Origin of the sequence: Chitinophaga sp. ARDCPP14, assembly GCF_051362515.1 — a bacterium.
Classification (GTDB): Bacteria; Bacteroidota; Bacteroidia; order Chitinophagales; family Chitinophagaceae; genus Chitinophaga.
The window spans coordinates 517,534-533,697 of sequence record NZ_JBKIXB010000005.1; the positions used below are offsets into that span (position 1 = coordinate 517,534).

The following is a 16,164-nucleotide window of genomic DNA, read 5'->3' on the forward strand; positions in this document are numbered from 1 at the left end:
TTGCAACTCATTTACACCGTTTACAAAGCTTTAAGATAACCCGTTTTTTAGCTTCTTGTATAAGAGAACCGTTCCCTTGTGGAGCGGTTTTTTATTTCCCGGAGGTGGGGATTGCCGGGCGCCTTCGGCGCTTTTAAATTGTCTTGGAGCAGGATTAAACTTATTACGCTGATTTCACTGATTTGATTATTCCGGCGAGAAAGGGACTGTTATTGGATATACATGGCTATAGCAGGGATATTACGTGGCGATGGGATAGGAAATACGGTGGGAATGGGGATGACATGGAGTAAAGGCGGAGTTCACGTGGAGGTGACGTGGACTTGATCAGGAACTGTACTGGCAGTAAGGGTTTTGGCGATTTTTTGTTTGCCGGTTATCGCGGGTACCACGTGCATGATATCGGCGGCCGAATTGCGGCGGTTCGCCAATATAGCCCCGTCTTCGGAGGTAATTATTTGTAAAACGTGCAACAGGGCGCCATTGCCCCGGAGGTGATTATCGAGTATTGTGCCGTTGAAAGGCTTATGGAGGTCGATGGTGACGGTACTGGTACGGCTGCTGATGATGCGCCGTTGTAGAAAGCTGATGCGGACAGCGATGGCGGTGAGATGGAGGTGTGTGGCACTCCCCTGGGGAAGCAGCTCCTGTGCGGGTATATCCCAGCTTCCTGCGGGCGTTAACTGCGGCTGCCGGCAAAAAAATTGTGACACCGGGGTGTACCTGTTGAAGCGAAACCCTTCGAGATCCTGCAGGCGGTTATTACCGGCCTTGATCAGTGCTTTATTGAGGCGGTTTACGCAGGTATTGTCCGGTATCATATCCAACAGCGGACTGATGGCATGCCGGATCAGCCTTCCCTTTTGGCTGGCCATGCCAAACTCCCGGGCAGACCGCCTGGTAGCGCTGGTTTGCCGCACTGTTTGCGCCATTGCGCGGATAAAATAATTGCCATTTCTCCGGTAACCTACCTGGTTTTCCAGCTTACCGGTAAAAAGGACGATACCTGTTTGTTTTGCCATTGTTTAATACACCTGTTTTCTTAAAAATTGTTTCCTTAAAAATACGAAAACAGGCTGGCTGGCAGGACACCGGAAAGAGAGTGAACAAAATGAACAGGCAAGGGGCTGTTCATTCCTGTTTTATGCGTAAAAGTTTATGCATAAAAAAAACCGCCCTGGCAAAGCCAGCGCGGTTTATAAAGAACTATTATAAAATAAATTATGCCAGTCTTACGTTAACAGCATTCGGGCCTTTTCTACCTTCTTCCACGTCAAAAACTACGCGGTCATTTTCGCCGATGCTTTCTTTGATACCAGATACGTGAACAAAAATTTCTTGTCCTGAACCTTCGATTTTAATGAATCCAAAACCTTTAGCTTCATTAAAAAATTTTACTACACCTGTTTGCATTATATTTAATATTTAATTGTGAACGTGTTCTCGCCATTATTATTACAGCAGGCGGCTACCTGGGCAACTAGAAGAAAGACTGTAAGAAAAAGCTGAATGTGAGAGGTGATCTACCAACAGAATTGCAATACATTATCCTTAAGAAGCAATACGAAGATAGGTGTTTTCCAGAATACAACCCTAATTTTTTTTCAACTTTTTCTTCGCCACCATGGCCTCCTGGCTCATAATTCCGTATTAAAATATATTTTCGCATTCTATATGAAACATCCTGACGCATGGCGAATTAAAGCCATATTAACCGGGTCTGCCGGCAACCTCGTAGAATGGTACGATTGGTACATTTACGCCACGTTTTCCCTTTATTTTGCGCCGGTCTTTTTTCCGAAGGGCAGTTATACGGCACAGCTGCTTAATACGGCGGCCATATTTGCGGTGGGTTTCCTGATGCGGCCTATCGGCGGCTGGATGTTTGGCCGCATTGCCGACAAACAGGGGCGTAAAGCCTCTATGACGCTGTCGGTGCTCCTGATGTCGCTTGGTTCCCTGCTGATTGCATTTACCCCTTCCTATAACAACATTGGCCTGGCGGCGCCCGCACTGCTGCTGATAGCGCGCCTGTTACAGGGCCTCAGCGTAGGCGGTGAATACGGCACTTCCGCTACTTATCTCAGTGAAGTTGCCACAAAGGACCTGCGGGGCTTTTATTCCAGTTTCCAGTATGTAACGCTCATAGGCGGGCAACTGGTAGCGCTTGGCGTGCAGATGTTGCTGCAAAAGGTATTCCTTACACCTGAGCAGCTGCATGAATGGGGATGGCGTATTCCGTTTGTGATCGGGGCCGCGCTGGCATTTTTTGCGCTGTACCTGCGCCGGCATATGCAGGAATCAACTTCTTTCGAAAAAATAAAAGCAACAAAAGATAAAGGCTCCCTGAAGCTGCTGTTTAAAAAGCACCCGCGGGCAGTGATGACGGTGGTAGGCTTAACGATGGGCGGTACCCTGGCCTTCTATACTTATACCACTTATATGCAGAAGTTCCTGGTAAACACCGTACATCTTACAATAGAACACGCCACTACCCTCACCTTTTTCCTCATGCTTATTTTCGCGGTTTTGCAACCGCTTTTCGGCTGGATTTCAGACATCTATGGGCGGAAGCCTTTACTGATCGGCTTTGGAGTGTTAGGGACGCTGTTTACCGTTCCTATTCTCACGGGGATTAGCCATGCGGCCTCCGAGTGGACGGCCTTCTTGCTTATTTTAATGGCGCTGCTGATCGTAAGCGGGTATACTTCTATCAACGCCGTGGTAAAAGCGGAAATGTTCCCCGCAGAGGTGCGGGCATTAGGTGTTGGATTTCCCTATGCCATTACGGTGGCGCTGTTTGGCGGCACGGCAGAACCTATTGCGTTGTACTTTAAAAAGATTGGGTATGAACCGCTGTACTATTGGTATGTAACCATCTGCATCTTTATTTCGCTGCTGGTATACGCCACTTCGCGGGATACTAAAAAGACGTCTTTGCTTGATAGGGATGCGTGATCTCCCTGACGGTGCCATCGGCGTTACCGATAATCAGCCGGCTGGCGTAGTGGAGAAATAAACCATTTTCCACTACGCCGGGAATATTATTCAGCTGTGTATGCAGCGCGGCCGCATTGTGTATTTTCTGGTAATGACAATCGAGGATATAATTACCGTTATCTGTTACAAAGCGGTTATTATCCTTTAAACGCAATACGGGATGGGCTCCCAGCGCTGCCAGTTGTTTGAAGGTAAGCTCCCATCCAAAGGTGGCCACTTCTACCGGTAAAGGAAATTTGCCCAGGTGCTTCACGAATTTTTTTTCGTCTATCACCACCAGCATTTCTTTGGAAGCTGCTGCAATAATTTTTTCCCGCAGCAATGCGCCGCCTCCTCCTTTGATCAGTTGCAACTGGGCATCGGCTTCATCTGCCCCATCTATATCAATATCTATCTTTTCAATTTTTTCAAAATCCACCAGGGGGATCTGCTGTTCAACAGCCAGCTGCTCTGACTGTGCAGAGGTAGCTACTGCCTTTATTTCAAGGCCGGCCCTAACTAACTCGCCTATACGCAGAATTGTATAATATGCGGTGCTCCCGGTACCCAAACCAACGGTCATACCAGGCTTAATATACTCAGCGGCTTTTTCGCCTGCTGCTTTCTTTCCGATATCTGTTTGCATGGAACAAATATAACTATTAGCTGTTAGCTAACGATATCTTGCGGGAGAAAATGCAGCAATATCCATACTGGTATTGGCGTTATTGGCCAGTTCCGCCAACAGCTTGCCCGTAGCGGGGCCCAGGCTGAGGCCCATCATAGCATGACCTGTACCCATGAGCAGATTTGTATGAGAGGGCGCGTAACCGATATAGGGCAGGCCATCCGGTGAACAGGGGCGGCAACCGCTCCATACCTGATTTTTGTTAGGTATTTGTATAGGGAGATTTGTGAAATAACAGTTCACGGAATCCACGATCCCCGCCACACGGTTCATATTTACCTGGTCGTTCACCGGCGCTACTTCCATAGTGCCGCCATAACGCAAACGATTACCCATTGGCGTTAGTGCTACCCTTGCCTCGCAAAGGATGGCCGGAATATTTAAGTTTACGGATGGCGCCTCCAGGGTAACGGAATATCCCTTGCCGGGCATCATGGGCAGCCGTTCGCCTGCCAGATGTGCTACAGCAGGGCTCCAGGAGCCGGTTGCCAATACAAACACATCTGCGGCATGTGTTTCCTGCCCGGTTATTACGGCTGTTACTTTATTACCATTGGTTTTGATCTTTGTTACTTCGCGCTGCGGCAGGAACTGTACCTGTTTTTGTTCCAGGTATTGTTTCAGTTGCTGCATCAGGTCGTTGGGATAGAGATGGCTGTCGCAACGATAATGTACGCCGCCCAGCACATCCAGCTGCACCTGTGGCTCCAGCGCCTGCAGAGCGGCTTTATCCAGCACTACAGCGTCCAGTCCCATGGTATTGGCCTGCGCTGCAAGGTGCGCTTCTTCTTCCGCAACAGCCGCTGTTTTATAATACATGATAATGCCTTTCCGTTCCAGTCCGAAGTTAAACCCGGGCTGCTGCGCCAGCGATGTGTACAGCGAGCGGCTGAGTAAATTAATATCCCGCAGCGGCTGCGCGGAGGCTTCTACATGCTTTGCCGTAGCGCTTTTCATGAATTTAAGGCCCCAGCTGACCAGTTGTTTGTTCAGCGAAGGTTTCACGTAAAAAGGGCTTTTGCTGCTAAACATCCACCGGATTCCCTGTGAAATAATGCCTGGTGCTGCCAGTGGTACAAAATGGCTGGGTACAATCATGCCCATATTTCCATAGGAGCAGTTGTTACTGAAATCTCCTTTATCGAGTACAGTTACATCCCAACCGCTTTCGTTCAGGTAATAAGCGGTACAAAGACCAATAATTCCACCACCGATGACGATTGCTTTCATGTTTTAATAAGTTAGATCACCTGGAATCCGTGTACATACGGGTCGTCGTCATCCAGTATAATAGTGTTATAGCCGGTTACCATTGCCCAGCCTTCGATGCCCGGTACAATAGCGGGTTTGCCGCCGATGGTGGTTTCTGCTTCAATGGTGCCGGTGAATTGTGAGCCGATGATGCTTTCATGGATAAAGCGGTCGCCTGCTTTCAGTTTTCCTTTGGCGTGCCACTGTGCCATCCTTGCGGATGTGCCGGTGCCACAGGGTGAGCGGTCGATGGCTTTATCGCCGTAAAACACCGCATTGCGCGCGGTTGCCTCCGGGCTAATGGTGGCGCCGGTCCAGAGAATATGGCTTAATCCTTTGATGTGCTCATTTTCCGGATGCACAAAGGAATAGTTTTCGTTTAGTCTTTTCCGTAGTTCCCGGCTCCAGGATACCAGTTGATCCGCGGTATGATTTTCCAGTCCTTTGAAGTTTTCCTGCGGATCTACTATTGCGTAGAAGTTACCGCCATAGGCCACATCTACTTTCAGCATGCCGAGATCGGGGCACATTACTTCCAGGTTTTCTGCAGCGAGAAAAGATTTTACGTTGGTGAGCTTTACTGATTTCACTTTCTTTCCTTCCTGTACGTAGCTGACCAGTACCAGTCCTGCTGGTGTTTCCAGTCGCAGCTGGCCGGGGACTTTCGGGATGATCAGGCCCTGTTCAATGGCGATGGTAACGGTACCGATGGTACCATGGCCGCACATGGGCAGGCAGCCGCTGGTTTCAATATATAATACGCCTGTATCGTTTGCTTCATCAGTGGGTGGATACAGGATACTGCCGCTCATCATATCATGGCCACGGGGCTCAAACATGAGCCCTTTACGGATCCAGTCGAACTCCTGCAGGAAATGCAGGCGTTTTTCCATCATGTTGTTACCCTTCAACACCGGGCCGCCGCCGGCAACCAGTCGAACCGGGTTGCCGCAGGTATGCGCATCTATACAAAAAAATGTTTTGGTCGACATAAGCATTTAATATTTTAACGACTAACGGTGTCCTTTGTCAGCTGACCATCTATTTTTCTCCAGATACCTAAGGGATTCTCATCTTTCAGGGCATCCGGAAGCAGCTGCTGCGGCCAGTCCTGGAAACACAGCGGTCGTGCAAAACGAATGATCGCCGATGCGCCCACAGAGGTACTTCGTATATCCGTGGTAGCAGGGAACGGGCCACCGTGATGCATGGCGTAACCGGGTTCCACGCCGGTAGGCACATTATTTAAAATAACGCGGCCTACTTTCTGGCACAGGGTTTCCACGGCTTCTTCATATGCTAACAAGTCCGTAGGCGTAGCCATTACAGTACCGGTTAGCTGACCGTGTAAATGTAATAACAACTTTGTCAGCTCCGTAGCATCTTTACATACTACCAGTAATGACGCGGGGCCAAACACTTCCTGTTGCAGTTCTTCATTGGTTATAAAATCCTGCGCCGCTACGCGGTAGAGCGCCGGAGAGCCTTTGGTAGCGTCTTTTTCCGGCTTGCCGGCGTACAGGGTTTGTACTCCTTTGCGGCGCGACAGCTGGTCCCTGTTTTCATAATAGTGATAACAGATACCGGGATTGAGCATGGTTCCGGCGTTGATGGAAGCCAACTCCTTTTGCAATGCCACCACGAATTGTTCCGTGGCATCGCCGGCCAGTGCTACCAGGAGACCGGGGTTGGTGCAGAACTGCCCTGTGCCCAGCGTGATAGATTGCGCATACTGTTGTGCTGTTTGTTGCGCGGATTCCGCCAGTTTGCCGGGTAACAGCAGTACGGGGTTAATGCTGCCCATTTCCGCGTACACGGGGATAGGCTCTGCTCTTTGGTTCACTGCATCAAAGATAGCGGTGCCTGCCTTGAAGGAGCCGGTGAAGCCGATGGCTTTAATGCCGGGATGTTTTACGAGTTGTTGTCCCAGCAATGCGCCCGGGCCATTCAGGCTGGAAAATACGCCATCGGGCATACCGCAGGATTGGGCTGCTTTCTGTATAGCGAAAGCCACCAGTTCGTTGGTGCCTAAATGAGATTCATGGGCTTTGACAATAACGGGGTTACCGGCAGCCAGTGCGGATGCGGTATCGCCTCCGGCAGTAGAGAATGCCAGCGGGAAATTGCTGGCAGGAAATACGAGTACGGGGCCCAATGGCACCAGCATTTTTCGGATATCCGCCCGCGGTAGCGGGGTACGTTCCGGTTGGGCCGGATCGATGATGGCTTCCACCCAGGAGCCTTCACGCAGCACTGCTGCGAAGAGGCGGAGCTGGTTCACTGTGCGCATACGTTCACCGGTGATGCGGGCCAGCGGGAGTCCGGATTCCGCTACGGCCCTTTCCAGCAGCGGATCGCCGATGGCCAGTATTTCCGTTGCGATGGCTTCGAGGAATACGGCCCGTTGTTCCGGGGAAGTTTGGCGGTATGTTTTAAAAGCCGTAGCGGCTTTTTCTACTGCCAGGTTTACTTCTTCTGTTGTTGCTGTTGCGAACATTTCCGGCAGGGCGGCATTGCTAACGGGATCGTATGCACGAAGTGTATCCGTTCCCGTAGCAGCCGCCGTGAAGCCGATAATATTTTTGCCTGTTATCATGCAGGGAGTTTTAAATAATCCGGTAGTTGCGGGCGTACAGCCAGTGCTGTTGCTATTACGTTTTCCGCGTAGGCCAGGTCGGCGCCCTGTGGTATGAGTCGTGGTGCGCGTACATTCGTAGTGCCGATACCCGTAGCAGTGGCTGCCAGTTTAATATATTGCACCAGTTTAGGATCGATGTCCAGTTCCAGCAGTGGCATAAACCAGCGGTAGATGGCCAGTGCTTCCGCGATGCGGCCGGCTTTCACGAGGCGATAGATAGCAACTGTTTCGCGGGGGAAGGCATCTACCAATCCAGCTACCCAACCATTGGAACCCAGTACCAGGCATTCCAGCGCCAGCGTATCCACGCCGCAGAGGATACTGAAACGATCGCCAAAGCGGTTGATCATGCGGGTTACGTTGGTAGTATCGCGGGTAGATTCTTTCACGGCCCGGATGTTGGGCGCTTTCGACAATTCTTCAAACATATCCAGTGTGACGAGGATCTTATAATCCACCGGGTTATTGTAGATCATAATTGGCAAAGAAGTGCTGCCTGCAATAGCGAGGAAGTAGGCCACTGTTTCGCGGTCATCTGCCTTGTAGCGCATGGGAGGCAGGAGCATCAGTCCTGCTGCACCGGCTTCCTCTGCGGCTTTCGCGCAGGCGATACCTGCAGCAGTAGTTTGCTCTGCAATATTCATCACTACCGGTACTTTACCAGCCAGAAAAGCCACTGCGTGTTTTACGAGCGCATACTTTTCTTCGTTCAGTAAACTACTGGCTTCTCCCAGCGAGCCGCCGAGGATAATACCATTAACGCCTGCATCGATCTGTGCCTGCAGGTTTTTGTCGAACATCTCATAATCAATATGATCATCCGCAGTAAAAGGGGTGAGCAGTGCGGGAAATACGCCTTGCCAGTTAATTGCTGCCATTTTTTCCTATCTTTTTTATGTCAACAAAAATAGCCGTGGAGGCCCGATAGCACGCTGCTGTAATTAATCAATACTACGCAGATTTTAACCGAAAAAACTCATCTTCTACCGAAATTTAAAAAATATCCGCATATTATCAACTCACCTATTTTTTGGAAATCTAGCTTAAGTCCGCTAATTTTTGCCCTGAATAAACCGTAAAACATTGAAAGTACCTATCATACTGGCGCTTGCGGCGCTTTTCCCCGGTATGGGACTGAAAGCGCAGGATTCAACGGCCATCAAAGCTATTAACCCGGCAGATTTTGCACGGCACATCAGCGTACTTGCATCCGACGCCTTTGAGGGCCGCAAGCCCTTTACCCGCGGGGAAGACAGCTCCATTCAATACCTGGCGGCACAGTTTAAGCAGCTGGGGTTAAAGCCCGGTAATGGCAACAGCTATTTCCAGGAAGTACCGATGGTGTCTATCAGTTCCAAGCCCGCCGGCAACCTGGTAATAAAAGGTGCCGGAGGTGAAGTATCGCTGCAATACCTCGAAGACTTTGTGGCCGCCACCCGCCGCGTGCAGGAGCAGGTAACCATTCCCACCAGCGAACTTGTATTTGCCGGCTATGGTATTGTAGCGCCGGAATATAACTGGAATGACTATAAAGGGCTGGATGTAAAAGGAAAGACGGTGATTGTAATGATCAACGACCCCGGCTTTGCCGACAGCACGCTGTTTAAAGGCCGCATCATGACCTACTACGGTCGCTGGACCTATAAATTTGAAGAGGCATCGAGGCAAGGCGCTGCCGGCGTGATCATCATCCATGAAACCGCCGCCGCCAGCTATCCCTGGAAGGTAGTGCGCAGCGGCTGGTCAAACTCCAAGCTGCACCTGCAAACCGCCAACAACAATATGCATCGTACCGCGCTGGAAGGATGGATCACACTGGATGCTGCAAAGAAGATCTTCCAGCTGGCCGGCCTAGCACCTGATATTATGCAGCAGGCCAGGACAAAAGGTTTCAAGCCGGTAGACCTCCACCTGCAAACATCTCTCGTTATCAATAATAGTATTAAAAAATCTACCTCGCATAATGTGCTGGCCGTATTGCCGGGCGCCAAACGCCCGCAGGAATGCGTCGTATATTCGGCCCACTGGGATCATTTTGGTATAGGCGAGCCCGTTAAAGGCGACTCTATCTACAACGGCGCCGTAGATAATGCCACCGGCACCGCAGGACTGCTGGAACTGGCCACAGCCTTCACCAGGCTGCCACAGCGCCCGGCACGCTCCCTCCTGTTCCTTTCCGTTACCGGCGAAGAACAAGGGCTGCTGGGATCGGAATACTACGCGGCGCATCCAGTGTTCCCGATGGAGAAGACCGTAGCAGATATCAATCTTGATGTACTCAATACGTTTGGCCGTACCCGCGACATCACGGTGATAGGTTTCGGTCAATCGGAACTGGACGAATACGCGCTGCGCGCCGCCCAAAAACAAGGCCGCATCACCATGCCCGAAGCCAATCCTGAAGGTGGCTGGTTTTTCCGCTCCGACCATTTCAACTTCGCCAAAAAGGGCGTGCCGGGATTGTATATCGGTCCGGGCAACGATGCCATAGGCCATGAAACCGGCTGGGGGAAAGAACAGACAGCTGCGTATAACCGCTTACGTTACCACTCCCCTACCGATGAATTTAATGCCGCCACCTGGAACATGGACGGCATGGTAGAAGATATCCGCCTCTTATTTGACGTAGGCTACCACCTCAGCAATGAAAGCAGTTTCCCTGCATGGAAGAAAGGTTCAGAGTTTAAAGCATACAGAAAATAACTACAGACATGGTTTTATTCGGATTGATAATGATAGGACTCATCCTGTTCCTGTACTTTCAAAATATGTACGGCCGCAGGAAAGGGAAGAAAACGGCGGTACCTGAAGGGTACCAGTCGTTGTTAGAAGAACATGTACGCTACTACCAGCAGCTGCAACCAGCAGAAAAAACGCGCTTTGAAGGCATGCTGCAACGCTTCCTCAAAAGAACCAGCATAGAAGGCGTAGGCACCGAAGTGGAACCGCTGGACCGCGTGCTGGTAGCCGCCAGCGCCATCATCCCCATCTTCGGATTCAAAGACTGGGAATATTTCAATCTTACCAACGTAATCCTCTACCCCGACACCTTCGACGAAACTTACCAGTATGAAGGCAATCGCCGTAACATCCTCGGCATGGTAGGCAGCGGCACACTGAATGGACAAATGATCCTTTCCCGCTCCGCGCTGCGGGAAGGCTTCTCCAATGTAACCGATAAAAACAATACCGCTATTCATGAATTTGTGCACCTCCTGGATAAAACTGATGGCGTCATTGACGGCTTCCCGAGTAAACTACTGGATCACAGCTATAGCATTCCGTGGATGAAACTGGTGCATCAAACGATCCAGGAGATTTCAGAAGGGCATACGGATATCAACCCTTATGCCGCGATGAATGAAGCGGAGTTTTTTGCAGTGATATCGGAGTACTTTTTTGAACGGCCGGATTTGCTGGCGGAGAAGCACCCGGAGTTGTATGGGATGCTGGTAAGGATATTCAGGCAGGATCCTGTGGGGAAGGGGTGAGGGAATATAAGAAAAGCCGCAGCAAAATATCTGCGGCTTTCTGTCTCCTTATATTTCAATTAATTCAATTAAATTGAAGTCCAAAATCTTATCTAATTGATATTGCTCATCTATTGATGGGATAAAATATTCTTTATCCAATAAATCTCTTATGTCTTTTAACTTATTATCATTAAAAATGAATATATTTCTTTGATCGACTTTATAACGTGTTCCATCTTCCTTCATAGTTGAAATCCCATTCCTATTACAATATGCAGCTACTATCAATTTTTCAAAAATACTTTCAAAATCAGCTTTATTATTATTGAACAAATAACTTGAATCATTCCAAATAATAAATCTCCTCTCTGGCTCTGTTTCAAAATTTAACAACAAGTCATAAAGTGCATCCAATCTTGGACCTAATTGGTAGCCTACTGGCAGGCTTAAATTCACCTGATAAATAAAAGTCTCTAAACTATTAATAGCATTCCCATATAGTGGAACAACCTCGTTAGCACCCTTTCGAACCAAATATTGAGTATAGTTTGTCATAAACCAAATTAACCTATCTTGGTCAGTTTCAAATAAAATAAAGTCATTAGCATAACTGTTATTCATTAATAAATCATGCCACTTAGAAACTGGCTCATTCACATTTATTTTAAGTTGTTTAATGCTCATATTATTGGTTAATGATAATCTTGTATACTATGAATAAATATTTCATCCTCAGTGGATTGGAAAACTATACGAAGTGCCCCTCTACCTTTTCCACTCCCTTTAACATCAATCGCATTAAATCCTTTCAAATTCCCTGTTAAAACATGTTGATTTCCTCCGGCCTTCCCATGGCGAATTAACTCCAGCGCTTCCTCAACACTTTTTCTTGCTGAAGGTCCCAATTTATCCAAAACTTTTGTTGCATCACCAGACTCGACTATTACTCTTCCTATCTTAGAAAATTTCATAGCCTTAATAGTTCCCAGAACATTTCTAATCTTCCATAAATTCCTGCCAAGGTTAACTCCTCCCACATCGACATAATCAGGAGGCATTCCAGCAACATATCTAGTAGCCAAATCGGAAGTTATATAACCTGCCCGGTTAACAACATGTCCCCCTCTCTGCCGCTGGCCTCCAAAATATTCTTCCATGGGACTTCTTGACGGTCCTGCTTTATACCCAATCCCAAAGGTCAATCCATATCCATAGTCATCCCAACCAGTAGTAACTTTTGTTGGTGTAACGTCTATTCCATTTAATCTTACTACATCAGTATTAGTATTAAATTCATTCCAAACTTTGGGTAAATCGCTCACATGCACTGTGTCGTCACCAAATGGATCACTCAATCCAATTGGATTGTTAAGAACATGGCTATAAGGGCTGTAATCTTCAAAGAGATCTACTTTTGGGTCAATCTGCCACCATCGGCCTGTTTGTGGATCTAGATTCCGATAAAACGCATCGTATTGATTCAAATCTAAGTCTGTTGTATGTTCTATTCCATTAAACTCGTTCCGATTTTTGGTATAATTCGTCCCCTTCAACGCATTAGAACTAATCCCCGCCATCGTTAACCCAAACGGATAATAATGCGTCTCCTCCAACAACGGTCCACTCGCCTGAGCCACTACTACATTATCAAAGAACACCTCCTGCGGGCTTTCATTACTCGTGTAAACATACAGAAACCCACTTTTCTCCATCACCATTTTGTCCTGGGCCAATGTCTGCAATTGATCCGGCTCTGCTTTTACCTGCTTAACTCCACTATTTCCGTCTACTAATTTAAACTGATCATCGAACAAAACAAAATTAAGGTATGCTTTAGGCCTGTCTGTGTTTGGCTGATCAGGTTCCTTTTCCTTCAGGTTCTGGTAATCATTGTTATAAAAACTGCTATTAAACGGCGTAGCCTGTTGCGAGGAAGCAACACCGTGAGTAGCATCTGAAGAAGCGGCGCCACCAAATACCTGTACCAGGTCAGCCAGCATACTTTCAGCAGGTGCCGGTGAGTTATTCTTATCCTGCGGTCCTGTGGATTTATAGAAAGCTTTTGCGCCAATCTGGATCGTATCACCTGCCATGACCTTCAGTACAAGAGAAGGGCCTATTTTTTTACCACCGCTGGTTGCTGTCAATTTCGACACGGAGGCATTAGTGCCTGCACTCTCATCTGATGGGTATCCCGCCGGCTTAGCAGAACGGGTGTTATCAATATTACTGAACAAAGCCGTTTCTGTTGCAGCTGCGGAGGTTTCCATGGTGGCGGCATACATGGAGAAATCTGATTGCTCAGTCAATACCATTCGTATATTTCCCAGATGGTCCTTTACGAAGTAATCGTATTTAAAGGCTGGCAATTGGCCCGATTGAAAAACAGTACGCACACGTCCTTCCTCATGACTTAAAAACTGCAAGGTATCATTCTGATAAACAAACCCGTTAATATAGTCTGTCGTAGTTGTTTTTGCAGGAGTAAGCGTATTATCTATAACTATCTTTCTTAGTTTATTACCGGTAGCATCATACTGATATTTAATAATGCCTTTACTGGTAATGGCTATACTATCTGGCAGATTGAGGTGATTATAGCGAATTGCGACTATATTTTTATTGGCGTCTTTAGTAAGATTACCATTGGCATCATACGCATAGTCTGCTGTTTCATTGTTATTGATCTCTTTAAAATCGCCCAGCTGGCTTTGCGTGTTATTTTTTCGGTCTGTTACAAATGATAATTTGTTACTAGTAGCAAGATAACCATATTTTAAGCTGTCAATGGTTTGCACTACTGCGCCATTTAACCCTTTCTGGTTCATGTATAAGATATTACCGTTGGCATCGTATGATAACCCGCTTACAGAAAAGTTTGCCAAATTATCAGTCCAGTTGGAACTACCGGTATTCTGTTGCGTAAAATCCGCTACGGTCAGGCGATTAGCCTTATCGTAACTGTATCCATAGCCGCGCGCAATACCATTATTGCGGCTTTTCCATTTCGATCCGGCAATGTTTCCATTGAATTGAGGCGTGGTAAAACCGTAATCATAATTAAGCTCCTGCCCAAACCAGTTTGTTGTGCTTCCCACTGCCGGGATAAAATCCTTGTTAATTCCCCTCAGCCAGCCACGGATATTATAGTCGTAATTCAAAGTTTCCAGCTGAGTACTGGCACCAGTAATCCCTAAACGCTTCTTCTTTAACTGACCCAGTTCATCATACTCATTTACGGCTACTGTCCTTTCAAGATTTACATCATTATTCAGTCGCTTCTTTATGTTAAGCAGGCGACCGCCGGCGTCGTATGCCAACATGGTTAATACCTCAGTTTGAGGAATAGTGCCACTACGCTGGTTTCTGTGACGAAGATAGGTACTCAGTAATTTCCCGTTAAAATCATAAAGATTAGTGCTCACATCCTGCCCTCCGCTGACATTGTCCGATATCGTTTGGATCAACCGTCCATTGTCGTTGTAATAGTTGGTGGTGGTCAACCATTGATCGGTATCCAACACTTTTACTTTAGTACCTGTAACCAGTCCTTTTATCATAGTGCTGGCAACGGCAGGTAGTGCTTCCGCATTTAAGTTGCTACCGGCTTGTGGTTTGGTGATATCTGTACTGGCGTAATTTTCCTTATCAGCAAACCCGTAACTCTCGTAAAAGGTATAAGTCAGCGGTGTTAGGGCACTGATGGGTATATTAGACAGCGGATTGGTAACCGTAATATTGGCATTACCATTAGTAGCCGCCGCATTGATTTCAGCGATCACTTCTGTTCCTGTTCCGGTGTCAAAACCATCTGTTAGTGTAATACTATTAGTAGCTACGTAAGAAGTGCTTCCATTATGGGATGCCAGTACCAGGTCCGCTGTTCCAGGAAAGTTATACGACAGGCTCTGCGTATTGCTGATTGCTGCGTTCATAGTTCCCTGCAATGTGAGCCGGTCGGTAGCAACGTTGTAAAGAGCGGTCATCGTTGGCCGGTTCAGCCCATCATAAAAAGTAACCAGCCAGCTTTTGCCCTTCATATTGCCATCGCGCGAGAAAGCCAACCTGTCGCGTACATCATAAACCATTTCTGTGGAGTCGGCGCCGGGCACTTTTTTTACGACCATGCGGTTGCGCCCATCATAACGGTACATAAAACAGAGCTCGGCTGCAATAGCAGGGCTGATCATCCAGTTGCTGATAATGGCTTCCACCGCTTTGGGTGGAATTACAAAACGCAGGTTTCCCAGATCGTCATATGCATAATAAGTACAAAGCCAGCCCATGTGGCCAGTGCCGGGATTTGTACCCAATTGTACTTTTTTAAGAATGACCTTCCCTTCCTTATCCTTGTATTCAACTAGCTGATTATTGGCCTCATCGATTGATACATTTTTATACAGCTGGCCAGCGGCATATATACGCCCTGCTACACTGGTAGGAATAGTAGCTCCGGCAATAAAATCCCAGATACGCACTGAATCTGCAAGGGCGTTTATCAGGTATTGATTCTGGACTGGATGATTCCCTCCCCTTTCCACTGTTGATGGGTCATTCTTTGCCCAGCTATTACCTGGCGCATAGGTTTTTAAAACCCTGTTTAAAGGCGATGCTTCATAATCAATACGACTATAATACACACTTTCCCCACTGGCACCAGGCACCTGTGTTTGATAGAAACTCTTCTGCGCGTTAAATGGATCTGTTTTAAACTTACCATCTTTCACGTTTTGTGGAACATAAGGAAGATATTTAGTTTGTTCTCTTCCAAATTGATCATAAACTATAGGAGATACAATGTCGTTACCTCCGAAGCTCATGGCTTTTGACACCGTTTGTAACGGTCTGCCAAGTCCATCCACATAGGCGGTTGTTTGCCTTACCTCCGCAACTGAGCGATTGGCGGATGCTACATAGGCAGTGTCGGTGGTTGGCAATGCCGGTTCCCAGGTGCGGACGTAATTGATTACCGGGTTAGTATAAGCGGAAGGCAAAGGAACAGGTACTGCTGTCGGCAATTGTGTTCCGCCGGGTGTTTGAGCCTGTACGTTGACTGCGATTATAAGCAGCAATACACAAGCAGTTATTTTTAAAATACGGGACGACAGATAAAACATATAGTTACTTTAGGTATC

Annotated in this window: 12 protein-coding genes; 3 read left to right on the forward strand and 9 right to left on the reverse strand. The window is 47.6% G+C overall.

The features are described from left to right. Nucleotides 1–302: 302 nt before the first annotated feature. Both ACLHR0_RS16995 and ACLHR0_RS17000 read right to left on the reverse strand, forming a co-directional pair. Nucleotides 303–1,022, reverse strand: a complete 720-nt coding sequence (locus ACLHR0_RS16995; RefSeq protein WP_436488142.1) for a hypothetical protein — start codon at nt 1,020–1,022, stop codon at nt 303–305. 199 nt (nt 1,023–1,221) lie between these two features. After that, a complete protein-coding gene (locus ACLHR0_RS17000) occupies nt 1,222–1,413 on the reverse strand; it encodes a cold-shock protein (protein WP_079472790.1) in 192 nt (63 codons plus the stop codon). Nucleotides 1,414–1,674: 261 nt separating this feature from the next. Between ACLHR0_RS17000 and ACLHR0_RS17005 the strand changes: the two genes are divergently transcribed. Continuing rightward, nucleotides 1,675–2,958: an MFS transporter gene (locus ACLHR0_RS17005; RefSeq protein WP_436488144.1), complete on the forward strand. Its 1,284-nt coding sequence runs from the start codon at nt 1,675–1,677 to the stop codon at nt 2,956–2,958. Here the strand turns inward: ACLHR0_RS17005 and rpiA are convergent. From rpiA to ACLHR0_RS17030, 5 genes are read right to left on the reverse strand one after another with little or no spacing between them, the layout of a single operon-like run. Further along, on the reverse strand, nt 2,924–3,625 hold the full coding sequence (gene rpiA / locus ACLHR0_RS17010) for a ribose-5-phosphate isomerase RpiA (protein ID WP_370907439.1): 702 nt from the start codon (nt 3,623–3,625) through the stop codon (nt 2,924–2,926). The genes ACLHR0_RS17005 and rpiA overlap by 35 nt on opposite strands. Before the next feature lie 27 nt (nt 3,626–3,652). Continuing rightward, the gene (locus ACLHR0_RS17015) at nt 3,653–4,897 is read right to left on the reverse strand and encodes an NAD(P)/FAD-dependent oxidoreductase (protein WP_436488146.1); all 1,245 of its coding nucleotides are present in this window, start codon (nt 4,895–4,897) and stop codon (nt 3,653–3,655) included. Between the two features lie 11 nt (nt 4,898–4,908). Further along, nucleotides 4,909–5,910: a 4-hydroxyproline epimerase gene (locus tag ACLHR0_RS17020; RefSeq protein ID WP_370907441.1), complete on the reverse strand. Its 1,002-nt coding sequence runs from the start codon at nt 5,908–5,910 to the stop codon at nt 4,909–4,911. A 14-nt stretch (nt 5,911–5,924) separates the two neighbouring features. Further along, a complete protein-coding gene (locus tag ACLHR0_RS17025) occupies nt 5,925–7,514 on the reverse strand; it encodes an aldehyde dehydrogenase (NADP(+)) (RefSeq protein WP_370907442.1) in 1,590 nt (529 codons plus the stop codon). Beyond that, nucleotides 7,511–8,434, reverse strand: coding sequence for a dihydrodipicolinate synthase family protein (locus ACLHR0_RS17030; RefSeq protein WP_436488148.1), 924 nt, complete (start codon nt 8,432–8,434; stop codon nt 7,511–7,513). The genes ACLHR0_RS17025 and ACLHR0_RS17030 overlap by 4 nt, the downstream gene beginning before the upstream one ends. A gap of 205 nt (nt 8,435–8,639) precedes the next feature. On the opposite strand from ACLHR0_RS17030, the gene ACLHR0_RS17035 reads away from it, so the two are divergent. Together ACLHR0_RS17035 and ACLHR0_RS17040 are read left to right on the forward strand one after the other, a co-directional pair. Continuing rightward, entirely contained in the window at nt 8,640–10,259 is a 1,620-nt protein-coding gene (locus tag ACLHR0_RS17035) for a M28 family metallopeptidase (protein ID WP_436488150.1), read from the forward strand. A gap of 29 nt (nt 10,260–10,288) precedes the next feature. Then, nucleotides 10,289–11,047: a zinc-dependent peptidase gene (locus ACLHR0_RS17040; RefSeq protein ID WP_436488152.1), complete on the forward strand. Its 759-nt coding sequence runs from the start codon at nt 10,289–10,291 to the stop codon at nt 11,045–11,047. 48 nt (nt 11,048–11,095) lie between these two features. Here the strand turns inward: ACLHR0_RS17040 and ACLHR0_RS17045 are convergent, their stop codons facing one another. Both ACLHR0_RS17045 and ACLHR0_RS17050 read right to left on the reverse strand, forming a co-directional pair. Next, entirely contained in the window at nt 11,096–11,713 is a 618-nt protein-coding gene (locus ACLHR0_RS17045) for a barstar family protein (protein ID WP_436488153.1), read from the reverse strand. An 8-nt stretch (nt 11,714–11,721) separates the two neighbouring features. Beyond that, nucleotides 11,722–16,146 carry a DUF6443 domain-containing protein gene (locus ACLHR0_RS17050; RefSeq protein WP_436488155.1) on the reverse strand — a complete coding sequence of 1,475 codons (4,425 nt, stop codon included), beginning with the start codon at nt 16,144–16,146 and terminating at the stop codon, nt 11,722–11,724. Nucleotides 16,147–16,164: the final 18 nt, after the last annotated feature.

What these genes read in the sequence shown, in the direction of transcription:
- ACLHR0_RS17050 (WP_436488155.1), bottom strand. Translation starts at nt 16,146, where the DNA reads ATGTTTTATCTGTCGTCCCGTATTTTAAAAATAACTGCTTGTGTATTG.
- ACLHR0_RS17005 (WP_436488144.1), top strand. Translation starts at nt 1,675, where the DNA reads ATGAAACATCCTGACGCATGGCGAATTAAAGCCATATTAACCGGGTCT.
- ACLHR0_RS17000 (WP_079472790.1), bottom strand. Translation starts at nt 1,413, where the DNA reads ATGCAAACAGGTGTAGTAAAATTTTTTAATGAAGCTAAAGGTTTTGGA.
- rpiA (WP_370907439.1), bottom strand. Translation starts at nt 3,625, where the DNA reads ATGCAAACAGATATCGGAAAGAAAGCAGCAGGCGAAAAAGCCGCTGAG.
- ACLHR0_RS17020 (WP_370907441.1), bottom strand. Translation starts at nt 5,910, where the DNA reads ATGTCGACCAAAACATTTTTTTGTATAGATGCGCATACCTGCGGCAAC.
- ACLHR0_RS17045 (WP_436488153.1), bottom strand. Translation starts at nt 11,713, where the DNA reads ATGAGCATTAAACAACTTAAAATAAATGTGAATGAGCCAGTTTCTAAG.
- ACLHR0_RS17025 (WP_370907442.1), bottom strand. Translation starts at nt 7,514, where the DNA reads ATGATAACAGGCAAAAATATTATCGGCTTCACGGCGGCTGCTACGGGA.
- ACLHR0_RS17015 (WP_436488146.1), bottom strand. Translation starts at nt 4,897, where the DNA reads ATGAAAGCAATCGTCATCGGTGGTGGAATTATTGGTCTTTGTACCGCT.
- ACLHR0_RS16995 (WP_436488142.1), bottom strand. Translation starts at nt 1,022, where the DNA reads ATGGCAAAACAAACAGGTATCGTCCTTTTTACCGGTAAGCTGGAAAAC.
- ACLHR0_RS17030 (WP_436488148.1), bottom strand. Translation starts at nt 8,434, where the DNA reads ATGGCAGCAATTAACTGGCAAGGCGTATTTCCCGCACTGCTCACCCCT.
- ACLHR0_RS17040 (WP_436488152.1), top strand. Translation starts at nt 10,289, where the DNA reads ATGATAGGACTCATCCTGTTCCTGTACTTTCAAAATATGTACGGCCGC.